Consider the following 12,509-nt stretch of genomic DNA (forward strand, 5'->3'; position numbering starts at 1 on the left):
CCTTCCTGCCTCCCCACCATGCCCTCTCGATTTTTAGCACTGCTTTTCATCCTCGTCGGTAGCGTTTGTTCTGCCGGCGAGTCTTGGCCCGAGTTCCGTGGCCCGCATGGCAACGGTGTCGCCGATGACGCCCATCTGCCCAGTACCATCGACGCCTCTGTCGTGCGCTGGCAAACGCCGATCCACGGAAAAGGTTGGTCGTCGCCAGTTGTCTGGGGCAATCAGATATGGTTGACGACTGCGACTGAAGATGGCAAATCCATGTCAGTGATCTGCGTCGCACGTGACACCGGCAAAATCGTTCACGATGTCGTCGTGAAGACAAACGAGTCACCTGCGTTCTGCCATCCGATGAACAGTTACGCCTCGCCAACGCCGGTGATCGAAGCCGGTCGGTTGTACGTTCACTTCGGCAGTTACCTCACCGCGTGCTTGGATACCAAAACCGCCGAGATCCTTTGGCAACGGACCGACTTGGAGTGCGATCATCATCGCGGTCCAGCTTCGTCGCCGATTGTGTATGACGGCAAGCTGTTTGTCGCGTATGACGGATTCGACGTTCAGTACGTAGTCGCATTTGACAAACAAACCGGATCGACGGTTTGGAAGCATCAACGCGCGATAGATTATGGAACGGACAACGGCGATGCGAAAAAAGCCTACGGCACCGCTCAGATCATCAAGGTCGATGGCCAAGCCGTACTTGTCTATCCAAGTGCTGTCGCGACAGAAGCATTCGACCCGACCAGCGGCGAGTTGCTGTGGACGGTCTACCACGGCGGCATGAACGCTTCGGTCCGGCCACTCTACGAAGACGGCTTACTGTTGATCACCAATGGCATGGGCTCGATGGTGGCCGTTGATCCACAGGGGCGTGGAAACCTGACCGAGACACAGATTCGTTGGTCGTCACGAAAGTCGGTCGCGAAGAAATCGTCGCCACTTTGCGTCGATGGGCTGCTGTATATGGCCAGCGACGATGGGATTTTGTCGGCGCGAGAGATCGAAACTGGCGACGTGCTATGGCAAAAACGTGTGGGCGGTGCTTTCGCTGCGTCACCGATTTTCGCCGATGGACGCATCTATGCGATGAATACCGATGGAGAAATCGTCGTCTTCAAGCCCGGTCGTGACTTTCAACCAGTTTCACAAACACAACTGGGCGACGGCTACATGGCATCGCCAGCGGTTGTTGGCGATGAAATGATTTTACGAAGCAAGTCGACGTTGTATTGCATCGTGGAATGATGCTGCTCGTTTAACTGCAAATCGCTAATCGTGTTAGGCTGCACGGCGCTGGTTCGATTGACTTGGTTCGATGTGATCGCCAAGTGAATCGATCTCCAGTCGGAGCAGCGTTTGCACGACCTTTGATGCTTGTGGACGAAGCCGTGGCGATTCATCAGCCATCTGTTCGACCAACTCACAGACCGGGCTCAGCAATAATTCGTTTGTCGTTTCGACGTTCGCCAACCAGTCCCACAAAATCCTTCCCGCAGCATACAGATCGCTCGCCGATGTGGCGGCGGATGGATTCGACAGTAGCTCCGGTGCCGCATAGGCTGGAGTCCCACGAAATGGAGAGGCCTGATCCAGCGTTCCTTCGAACGCGTAACCAAGATCGACAAGGGTGACATGTCCGTTCGCCGAGATGATCAAGTTGGCCGGTTTGACGTCGCCGTGTACCCAACCCGTTTGATGCATCTTGTCGAGAGCTTGGCAAAGTTGCCGTACGAACCAGAGCGCCACAGGAAGAGGACGCCCCGAGCCTCGCTTCAAATTCGCTTCCATCGACTCGCCAACGATTCGTGGCATCACTACATAGGGCGTCTCACCGATCGGATCGCCGTCCAAAATGGTGATCAGATTTGGATGGGAAACTTCCGATGCGGCGGCGATGCTGCGGTGGATCCCATCTTGCGCCTGCTGCGTTTTAGCGACTTTGATGGCATAATCCCAGCGAGGGCTTCCGGCTGCGTCAATCGGTTGCGCATGACAGACCACGTTGTCGATTCCGTCATGAATTACAGGGCCAAGACGCCAAATACCCAGTTGGCTTGGCAAATCGCTGTGTTGCAAATCACGGTGTGGTTGACGAGTCGGCATCGGTTTCTCTGCTGAAGAGTCAAAGTTGCGGAAGTGTACTTCCAGGGAAGGTTCATCGACCATTCCGCGGTTCGGCTGGCGACTGGCGACCGTAATCCGCAAAGTCGACATGTCTTGCCTAGTCTTGGGGCAGGACGATGGGCGGGTTTGCAACAAGGTTCGATCAGCTTGTCGGCTTGTTCGAAAACCGCCCATGCCTGGGTAGTCGAGGCTTACTAAAATGAACGGACTCGAATCGGGTCAGAGAAGTTCGCTCCCTCTAATGGCAAATTGGGTTCTCCATGCCACAACGCCAAACGTTTCCCCGGTCGCGACGCAACCTGTTGCGGGCCGCCGGAATTACAGTCGCCTTGCCAGCGTTGCCATCGCTTCGCAGGCCTGCCAAGGCGGCGGAGCCGAATCAGCCGGAGCAACTTGATGATGGTCCTCGGCGTATGGTTTGCATCGGAAATATGCTTGGGTTCTACCCGGGAGCGTTCTGGCCGGATGCTCTGGCAGGAAACAAACATCCGTCTGGCGAACGGCGCCCCGGCGGGAATGAACCGATCGAAAAAAAGACGTTGTCGCCGACATTGGCCAGCCTCGAGTCTCGCTTGGCCGAGCTTACGATCATCGGCGGGTTGGATCATGGACTGAAAGGCGGCCACTTTGCGATCCACGGTTTTCTAAGCGGGCTGAAGCATTCTGATGCGAAAACGATGCCTGATGGGAACATCTCAGTTGACCAGTACGCCGCAGAAAAGAGTGGTGGGCAAACCAGATTCGCATCCTTGACGGTTGGCAGTGATTCCGGGATCCATGGCGGTTGTCAGATGTCATGGAGTCGAGCGGGGACACGTGTGCCGCCAATCACAGGTCCTAAAGAGCTGTTCGACAAGCTATTCGTCGGAACAAAAGCGTCCGACAAGCAGCTTGCCGAAGATCGCATCCGATTAAAACAGTCGATCCTTGATTCGGTGAACGGCGACGCAAAGTCGATTGCCAAGTCATTGAATCCACGCGACCGGCAAAAGTTAGACGAGTACTTGTCATCGATTCGCGACGTCGAGAAACGGTTGGACAACCAACGCAATTGGATTGATGTTCCGAAGCCGCCTGCGCCGTTCGACCCGCCGCGCAACAGCAACATGGTGGATGATTTGCCGATGTTGTACGACTTGATCACGATCGCTTTACAAACTGATTCGACCAGGATCGCGACACTCGAAATCGGTGGTGACTTCGAAGCACGTGACTTCGGTTTCAAGTCCGGCTATCACGCTTTATCTCATCACGGTATGCGCGAAGATGCGATTGCCGCACTAAAGGTAATCGATGCTTACCAAGTCGAACAGTTTTCCCGGTTCTTGCAAAAACTGAGTGATCTCGAATCCGGGGAAACAAGTTTGCTAAGCCGGACTTCGGTTTTGTTCGGCAGTGGAATGGGCAACGCCAACTCGCACACCAATTCCAACCTGCCAATCATTTTGGCTGGTGGTGGTTTCAAGCATCGAGGTTTTTTGGCGTTCGACCAAGCGTCTAACGATCGGCCGCCACTGACGAATTTGTTTTTGTCGATGCTGCAGCGTTTTGGAATCGAAACTGATCGTTTCGCAACCAGCACCGGCACGCTGACGGGATTGGAGTTCGTATGATCGACGACGTTTTCCGACGCCTGTCTTGGTCGATCACATCGGTTTTTGTGGGTGTTGTGACTCTCGCCGCGCCGAGTGATAGCGTGGTGGCTGACGAAGGAACTGCACAGGTACATGAGCTGCGTCAGTTCATTACGACGTACTGCGTTGAGTGCCATTCCACTGACGATCCGAGTGGTGAGCGAGACTTCGAATCATTTGATTTGGAGAGTGTCAACGATGACGCGCTGATCCTGACGCAAGAGCTGATCGACCAACTGAACCTTGGTGCGATGCCACCTGACGATGCGGCGCAGCCAACGCTCGCCGAACGCGGCGCGTTTGTCGATGCAGTGACGGAACAATTGGCACAGCGACAACGTTCGGCTCGCAGCACCGGAGGACAAACCGTGCTTCGCCGCCTCTCACGCCGCGAGTACTTGGCGACGATCGGTGATTTGTTTGCGATGGACATGTCGATGTTCGATCCAACCACCCGGTTTCCAAGTGACAACACGGTAGAGCACCTCGACAACATCGGCGACACGTTGGTGATGTCAGGATATTTGCTGGAGCAGTACTTGGATGCTGCCGACGTGATCGTCGAAAAGGCATTGTTTGATCTGGATAAACCTGCAGAACGCAAATGGAATTTCAAAGGCCGCTTTCCCACGCAACCAGAACTCTCGATCGCTCATCGACGAGCGTTTGATTATCGGTATCTGTGTCTGTACGACTGTCCGTTGGCAGATAAACCCGAAGGCGCATACGGATCGATCAAAGAATTCGAGGACGGCGTGCCACATGATGGTGAGTATGAAATCAAAGTACTCGCACAGGCACTTCATCGAGACAGTCCCTATGACGTTTCTCAATTGAAGATTGACCTTGAGGAGCCTTTCCGACTTGGAATTCGGCCCGGAAAACTGGCGGCCGGTGAGCTACACGTGATGCAGCCGATTCAACCGCTGCTCGCCGAAGCGGATGTTGCCGACAATCAGCTTCGTTGGTACACGTTCCGCGTGCATCTGGACCGCGGGATGACACCTCGGTTCACGTTTGAAAACGGCATGAACGGGATGCGATCCTTGCATACGCGATTTCATCGTCAGTACAACGCCATGCTTCCACCGGAGGCACGTGGGGGAGCAGGAATCGTCGCAGGCCGCAATGCGATGCTGAAACATGGTCAGATGCCGCAAATACGGATCCACGAAGTCTCAATCCGTGGGCCTATCACCGATCGCTGGCCCAGTCCAGCGGTCGCATCGATCTTGCCAGATGGTGTCTTTGATGGGCGGCAAGCGGAACAAGTCATCGCAAATTTTGCCGACAAGGCGTTTCGTCGACCGCTTCGAGAAGATGAACTAGAACGGTTGATGGCGATCTATCGAATGCGGATCGATTCAGGTCGTACGTCGATCGGTGCGATGAAAGATTCCTTGAAAGCGATACTTTGTTCGCCTGCGTTTCTTTATTTTGAGTCCCGTGGCGATTCGGGGCAGCTATCGCAGCATGCACTCGCCGAGCGACTTTCGTATTTCTTGACCGGATCGATGCCAGATTCGCGGCTGCGACATCTGGCCGATCAAGGGAAACTTCATCACGAGCAATTGGTCAACGAAACGCGACGATTGATGGATAGCGAGCGAGTCGCGGGGATGGTCAATGGTTTCACCGACGCTTGGCTGGGGCTGCGTGCTTTGGGCGAAATGCCTCCCGATCGGAATGCATTTTGGCAGTACTATGCGAAGGGGCTCGAAGCGGAGATGAAGTCCGAGTCGCGGTTATTCTTGCATGCGATGATCAATGAGAACTTGCCTCTGACGGAATGGTTGCAGGCCAACTATTCGTATTTGAATCGAGACCTCGCGCGACACTATGGGATCATCGAGAAAGTCGATCCCCAAAAAGGGGAAGTGTTCCGTCGTGTCGTATTCGACGACCCACGACGTGGCGGCTTGCTGGGCCAAGCGAGCGTCTTGACCGTTTCGGCAAATGGGATCGAAACGTCGCCAGTAGTTCGTGGCGTGTGGATGCTTGAAACGGTGTTGGGGACGCCTCCGCCTCCTCCGCCCGATGACGTTCCACCTATTGATCCTGACGTCCGTGGTGCGAAAGGTATCCGGGAATTGCTCGACAAGCATCGAACCCTAGAAGCCTGCAACCAATGCCACCGAAAAATTGATCCGATGGGGTTCGCGCTCGAGTGTTTTGATCCCGTCGGTTCGATTCGAAGTCGTTACCCCAACCGTTCCGCGATCGATACATCGGGAAAGCTGCCTGGCGGTCAAACCTTTTCAGGCCCCGCTGAATTAAGGCAGATCCTGGTCGAACAGAAAGCGTTCTTCGCACGAGCATTCACCACCAAGTTGCTCGCCTACGCGACGGGGCGCCGAACGGAGGCCGCCGATCGTGCAGCGATCAATCAGATTCTGGCGGAGCTGGACGCGGACGATTACCCAACTCGCACGCTGATCGAACGGTTGGTCCTGAGTGAGCCTTTCCTCACACGTTAGGCTTCATCACTGTCGACATCACGACAATTGGCAAACTTTGTCGGTCAAATTGAATGTCGTGAAGGAAACGTTTCTTTGTACCGAACTCAACCGATGAGACCCATTCACTGCGCTGAGCCTAGCTCAGTCGCGATGGCAAATGCGCGGTGAAACCATCGGAAGACTAATGAAACGGATTTCATTGCTAGCATTGGCGGGGTGCCAAGCGTTTTGCGGCACCTTGTTGGCAGATCAGCCGCATGAGAACAACCCAGCCCGTGTGCAGCTCGCCGCGGCGCTGCAGCAGGATGACTTGACGCTTCCCGAGATCGTCGTTCGTCCACCCGATACGATGGACGAATCGAATTCGGCCGAGCAACCCACCGAAGGCAGTGGCGGGACTTCATCACTCGGATCGAATCAGTCGACAACGTTCAATCCTTCGAGCAACTTTAACTTCGATTCGGATGCTCCGTTCAGCGAGTCATTTGAATCGTTGTCCGAGCAGATGTTCGGCGGATCGATGAGCAATCCGACCGGCCTGAACAGTATCGATCGCAATCAAACGAGTCTGTTTGATTCGCCACGAATGGGATCGATCGCGGATCGAGCGGAGTTGGACCGCCGCCAAGCGACAACCATGTACCGGGCGCTGCAAAACGAAGTCGGCGTGATGTTGCAGCAAACCGGAAACGGACAATTATCGCCGTTCATTCGTGGTTTGACCGGCCAACAGATTTTGATTTTGGTTGACGGCATCCGGATGAACACCAGCATCCTGCGACCAGGACCAAACCAGTATGCGGCAACGATCGATCCCGGGTCGATCGACCACATCGAGATTATCCGTGGGGCCGATTCTGCGCTCTGGGGCAGCGACGCGATGGGCGGTGTGATCAACGTCGTCACTCGGTCAGCCGATCCGCTGCGTGGCAACTACTTCAGCCCGATGTTCACGCAGACCTACAGCACCGCCGAGGCGTCTTCCTACACTCGGACCGGGTTCAGTGGTTGGTCTGGTGCGACCGGTATCACTGGCGGCATCTCGTACCTCGATGTCGGGCAACTTGATCGCGGTGGCGATTTCGGACGTCAGCCGGGAACAGACTACAAGCAGTATTCCGGCGATCTGAAACTGCAACGGATGTTGACGGAGAATCATCTGTTTACATTTGCGATGCAACACTTCGAGCAATATGACCTCGCCCGCAGCGATCGTTTTTTGCCTTTCGTGCTCGGCCCGGCGAGTGATGGGACCGTTCCCACACAGCGGCCGACCTACTTCGATCCGCAGCAACGCGATTTGATCTATGGCCGATTGGAAGGCTTGCTGCCGGATGATGCGCTGTTGGCAGATTCATATTCCGTCACGGTGTCTGGTTCGCGAACCAAAGAAGCGACGGTTGTTGATCGTTACAGCGGAAACGATCCCGCTGCGACGATCACCCGACGCGAAATTGGTGAGTTTGACGATCTGGGGTGGGGCACGACGGTTTCCTTCGGCAAGAACCTCGACGACTACGGCCGTTTGACCTACGGCATGGATTACTACAACGAGTCAATCAATTCGCAGCGTGTTCGTATCGACAATCCCAACAACCCCGGGGCGACACCGACGACCGTTGATCCACAGTATCCCGATGACGCGAAAGCGGATCGCGTTGGCGTCTACAGTTCTTGGTATGTGCCGCTGACAGAGCGTTTAGATGCGACAACTTCGGTTCGCTACGAGAACATCAACGTTTCGGCGACGCCAAACTTTGACACGATTGGTGAAACCCATTTTCAACGTAGCTACCAAGACTGGATCGCGAACCTGGGATTGTCGTACCGTTTGAACGACGACGTTCGATTGGTCGGTGGGTACTACGAAGGTTTTCGCGCTCCAACGATCGACGATTTGACCGCGAACAAAACGTTTTTGCAGAACGGCCAGTCCACACCGTTGGTTGGGAACTTGAACGTCGAACCGGAGCATAGCAAGACGTACGAAATCGGATTGAAATTCAACTACGACCGATTGCGATTGCAAGTCACTGAATTCTGGACCGACTTTGACAGCTTCATTTCACGTGAAGTGATCGGCGGAGAGCGATTCTTGACCAACCAAGAAGCTTACTTGAACGGTACCGAGTTGGCCGGACAGTACCTGATTGATCGCAACATCGCGTTGTACGGCAATTTCTATTACACGTATGGCGAGATCACCACCGCCAATGACTTCATCTCACGGGTGCCGCCAACACAAGGCATCCTGGGACTGCGTGTGACCGAGCCCAGCAACAACGGCTATGTGGACGTTTACACTTGGATGGTTGATCGAGCGGATCGCTACAGCGAATCCAACCTTGGCGACGTTCGCTTCATCGCCGGAGGCACACCCGGCTATGCGACGTTGAACCTGCGAACCGGTCGAAGTTTTGGTCAGAGCAACCAGCACCAAGTATCCTTGTCGCTGGAAAACATCACCGACAAATACTTCCGTGTCTTGGGAAGCGGTGTTGACGGCCCCGGTTTCAACGCGGTCTTCGGATACCAGTACTCGCTCTAAAACACGCGTTCAATTCTGTCTGTCGCAAGCGGCCGTGATTCGTACCGGATCACGGCCGTTTAACGTGGCTTGCTCATCATCAAGCGGTAACATCCCGATCCCAGCAAGTCATCCAAACGCGTACGCATTTCCGGAGTGACGTGCACTTTCATGCTCGACTTCAAGTGTACCGTTTCGCCTTCGTTGAGACGCATGTTGAACAACACTTCCTGGTTGCCTGGATAGCCACGAAGAATTTCGCGGAGCAGCTTCAACGTTTGTGGCTCGTGTTTGGCTTCTTCCAACAGAATTCGCATTCCGTGCGTGTAGCGGTTGTCCAGGTCGTCGATCGGGATCAGTTCGTCGATCACCAAGTTGGCTTCGTCGCCGCCGCCTCGACGGTCGATTTTTCCTTTGGCGAGCACGACGGCATCCGGTTGGACCTTTTCACCGTGATCGGCAAAGTTACGTGGCCAGAGGATGCAGCGGATCGCGCCTTGCATGTCTTCCAGGTCAAAGTTCGCGTACTTCGATGGCTGTCCCGCTTTTGGGTTTTTGGTGTGCGCGATTTTGATCGAACTGATCATGCCGCCAAGGATGACTTCACCGCGGTCTGGGATATCGGAAAGGCCGTCGGTTTGGTGTGTGCGGAAGGTGGCGAGTCGTTGTTCGAATTCGGCAAGCGGGTGTGAATCGAGGTAGTAACCGAGGACCTCTTTCTCGTTGCTCAGTTTTTCGCGATCCGGCCATTCGTCCATGTCAGGCAAGGTCGGCTTGACGTCTGCCGCCGCGTCTTCTTCGAACGCACCGAAGAGACTCGCTTGGCCGCTTTTCTTATCCGCTTGAACTGCGATTCCGGCTTGGATCGCTTTTTCGATCACCGCAGCAAGCTGGCTTCGTTTTGCACCAAAGCAGTCCATCGCGCCCGCTTTGATCAGCGTTTCGATCGCGGACTTGTTACAGGCCTGCAAGTCGACTCGTTCACAGAAGTCGAAGATGTCCTTGTATGGGCCGTTCTTTTTGCGTTCCTGTTCGATCGTAACCGCGGTGGAACCACCACAGGATTTGATCGCCGAAAGTGCAAAGTGGATACGTCCGTCGGCGACGCTAAAGTCTTTTTCGGAGTGGTTGACGCAAGCGGGAACGACTTCGATCCCCATTCGATCGCAGTCTTCCATGTGCTCGATCAACGCGTCTTTGCGTTTGAAGTTTCGGCCGTCGATATCGCTGCACAACAGCGACGCCATGAACTCGACCGGATAGTGCGTTTTCAGATACGCGGTTTGGTAAGCGACCAGTGCGTACGCGGTACTGTGCGATTTGTTAAAGCCGTATCCGGCGAACTTGACGATCAGGTTCCAGATGTCTTCGGCGTCTTTTTGGCTCAGGCCGGCTTCAACGGCGCCCTTCAAGAAGACTTCTTGGTTCTGGTTGATCAGTGCTTCTTTCTTTTTACTGATCGCCTTAATACAGGTATACGCTTTCGCCAGCGGTACCCCGCCAAGACGGTTCAGAATCCGCATCACCTGTTCTTGGTAAACCATCACACTGTTGGTTTCCGACAGGATCTCTTCGAGTACGGGGTGTTTGTACTCGGCTTCTTGGCGACCGTGCTTGATATTGACATAGTCGTCGACCATCCCGCCTTCCAGCGGTCCGGGACGGTACAGTGCGGCGGTCGCGATGATGTCGTGGAACGAGTCGGGCTTCATCCGCGTCAGAAGGTCACGGATACCTCCCGATTCCAACTGGAACACACCTTTCGTTTCACCACGTTGAAGCAGCGCATACGTCTCTTTGTCGTCGAGCGGGAACTTCAGCGGATCGATCGTTTTTCCGGTCGTCTGTTTGACCAGAATGACCGAGCGGCTGAGCATCGTTAAGTTGCGAAGCCCCAGGAAGTCCATCTTCAACAGACCGCTGGCTTCGACGTCACCCATCGACCATTGCGTGATGACGTCTTGCTTACCAGGGACGCGTGTTAGTGGGACGTATTCGGAGAGCGCCTTGTCGGCGATCACAACCGCCGCCGCGTGCGTACCGACGTTCCTGGCGAGACCTTCGATTTTCATCGCCAGGTCTAGCAACTCGCGGATTTCGGGGTCGCCGTCGTAGGTCTGTTTCAAGTCGGCGCTTTTTTCCAGCGACTTCTTGATCGTGATCTTCAACTCGTCGGGAACCATTTCGGTGATTTGGTTCACGCGGGCAAGTGGGATCCCGAGTGCACGGCCGGTGTCTTTGATCGCCGCGCGGGCAGCCAGGGTTCCGAACGTCCCGATCTGGCAGACATTGTCGGCGCCATAACGCTCTTTCACGTATTCGATGACTTCGACGCGCCGTTCTTTTTCGAAGTCGATATCGATATCGGGTGGCTCCGTACGGCTTTCGTCGAGGAACCGTTCAAACAGCAAGTCATATCGCAGCGGACAGACGTGCGAGAGATACAGCGCGTAACACACTAACGCGCCGACACCGCTACCCCGAGCAGTCGCGGAAATGCCACTGCGGCGGGCGTGGACCACAAAGTCCCAAACGATCAAGAAGTACGTCGGGTAGTTGAGCTTTTCGATGACGCCCAATTCGCGATTCAAACGCGCGATCACCTCTTCGGACAATTCGCCGTCGATGATCCGTGTGTCATCGCCTTCGTACCGCTCCATCAAGCCTTCGATGCAAAGCTCACGCAGGTAATCGATGGGCGGCTTGTTTTCCGGGCATTCGAAATTTGGGAAGTAGTATTTGCCGAGCTGCAGGTCGATGTCGACCGTGTTGGCAATCTCTTGGCTGCGCGCGACAGCATCTTCCATCTGTGGGAAGTGCTCGTACATCTGTTCGGGGCTACGCAAGAAGAACTGATCGTTCTCCATTTTCATCCGTGAGGTGTCCGTACGGAATCGCCCGGTGTTGATGCACAACATGATGTCTTGTGCTTCGGCATCCTCTTGATTGACGTAGTGGCAATCGCTGGTCGCGACGAGTGGCAGGCCCATCTTTTTCGCGATGTCGACGGCGCCTTCCAGCTGCATTCGTTGGATGTCCAAACCGTTGTTCATCACTTCGATGAAATAGCGATCATCGAAGATTTTATGGAACCAACTGGCGATCCCCATCGCCTCCTTTTCGGCCTCTTCGGTATCGGTGCCCTTCATCACCGCGCGGCTGAATTCGCTGCTGACGCAGCCCGAAAGGCAGATCAACCCTTCGTTGAACGTTTCCAGGATCTCTTTGTCGATCCGCGGTTTGAAGTAAAAGCCTTCCAGCGACGCCACACTGGCAAGCTTGATCAGGTTCTTGAAACCGGTGACGTTCTTGGCGAGCAGTGTCAGGTGATAGCTCGCGTCTTTACTGCTGCTCGCACCGCCTTTTTCGAAGCGACTTCCCGGCGCGATGTAGGCTTCGTACCCGATGATCGGGTTGATGCCAGCGTCTTTGCAGGTTCGGTAGAACTCCAACGCACCGTGCAAGTTGCCGTGATCGGTCAAGGCTAGCGCGTTCATCCCATGGTCGACCGCCCGATTGACCAGCCGCTTGATATCGCTGGCACCGTCCAGCAAGCTGTAGTGGCTGTGGCAGTGGAGGTGGACGAAAGGGCGTGTGTTGGCTGGTTCCGTGACGAGATCCGACATGGTGTGGGAAGTCCTCCTTGGTGGCAATTCCGCGCGGGTGAAACGGTGGTTTCATCCTAACACAGACCGGCCCCAAACAGCAGGCACACCCCCGGCATTTCCGGCCTCAAATCGGCCTCCCAGAAACTGGTCAAGA

At 55.0% G+C, this 12,509-nt stretch carries 6 protein-coding genes; 4 read left to right on the forward strand and 2 right to left on the reverse strand.

Going from position 1 to position 12,509, the window contains the following annotated elements:
- Positions 1–18 precede the first annotated feature (18 nt).
- On the forward strand, positions 19–1,248 hold the full coding sequence (locus CGZ80_RS19580) for a PQQ-binding-like beta-propeller repeat protein (RefSeq protein WP_094417370.1): 1,230 nt from the start codon (positions 19–21) through the stop codon (positions 1,246–1,248).
- A gap of 33 nt (positions 1,249–1,281) precedes the next feature.
- Here CGZ80_RS19580 and CGZ80_RS19585 read toward each other — a convergent pair whose 3' ends face one another.
- Positions 1,282–2,217 (reverse strand): serine/threonine protein kinase, encoded by a 936-nt coding sequence (locus tag CGZ80_RS19585; protein ID WP_158222782.1) that lies wholly within the window; start codon positions 2,215–2,217, stop codon positions 1,282–1,284.
- 170 nt (positions 2,218–2,387) lie between these two features.
- Here CGZ80_RS19585 and CGZ80_RS19590 point away from each other — a divergent pair, with 170 nt between their 5' ends.
- The 3 genes from CGZ80_RS19590 to CGZ80_RS19600 all read left to right on the forward strand — a co-directional run bounded on the left by CGZ80_RS19590 (position 2,388) and on the right by CGZ80_RS19600 (position 8,768).
- Entirely contained in the window at positions 2,388–3,740 is a 1,353-nt protein-coding gene (locus CGZ80_RS19590; RefSeq protein ID WP_094417372.1) for a DUF1552 domain-containing protein, read from the forward strand.
- Positions 3,737–6,238 carry a DUF1592 domain-containing protein gene (locus CGZ80_RS19595; RefSeq protein ID WP_094417373.1) on the forward strand — a complete coding sequence of 834 codons (2,502 nt, stop codon included), beginning with the start codon at positions 3,737–3,739 and terminating at the stop codon, positions 6,236–6,238. The genes CGZ80_RS19590 and CGZ80_RS19595 overlap by 4 nt, the downstream gene beginning before the upstream one ends.
- Before the next feature lie 166 nt (positions 6,239–6,404).
- The gene (locus CGZ80_RS19600) at positions 6,405–8,768 is read left to right on the forward strand and encodes a TonB-dependent receptor (protein WP_158222783.1); all 2,364 of its coding nucleotides are present in this window, start codon (positions 6,405–6,407) and stop codon (positions 8,766–8,768) included.
- A gap of 59 nt (positions 8,769–8,827) precedes the next feature.
- Here CGZ80_RS19600 and dnaE read toward each other — a convergent pair whose 3' ends face one another.
- Positions 8,828–12,373: a DNA polymerase III subunit alpha gene (gene dnaE, locus CGZ80_RS19605; protein ID WP_094417375.1), complete on the reverse strand. Its 3,546-nt coding sequence runs from the start codon at positions 12,371–12,373 to the stop codon at positions 8,828–8,830.
- Between the last annotated feature and the right edge of the window lie 136 nt (positions 12,374–12,509).

This window comes from Rhodopirellula sp. MGV, from assembly GCF_002251265.1.
GTDB classification, from domain to species: domain Bacteria; phylum Planctomycetota; class Planctomycetia; order Pirellulales; family Pirellulaceae; genus Stieleria; species Stieleria baltica_A.

Coding starts and splice junctions, on each gene's coding strand:
- CGZ80_RS19580 (WP_094417370.1), top strand. CDS start 19: ATGCCCTCTCGATTTTTAGCACTGCTTTTCATCCTCGTCGGTAGCGTT.
- CGZ80_RS19585 (WP_158222782.1), bottom strand. CDS start 2,217: ATGTCGACTTTGCGGATTACGGTCGCCAGTCGCCAGCCGAACCGCGGA.
- CGZ80_RS19590 (WP_094417372.1), top strand. CDS start 2,388: ATGCCACAACGCCAAACGTTTCCCCGGTCGCGACGCAACCTGTTGCGG.
- CGZ80_RS19595 (WP_094417373.1), top strand. CDS start 3,737: ATGATCGACGACGTTTTCCGACGCCTGTCTTGGTCGATCACATCGGTT.
- CGZ80_RS19600 (WP_158222783.1), top strand. CDS start 6,405: ATGAAACGGATTTCATTGCTAGCATTGGCGGGGTGCCAAGCGTTTTGC.
- dnaE (WP_094417375.1), bottom strand. CDS start 12,373: ATGTCGGATCTCGTCACGGAACCAGCCAACACACGCCCTTTCGTCCAC.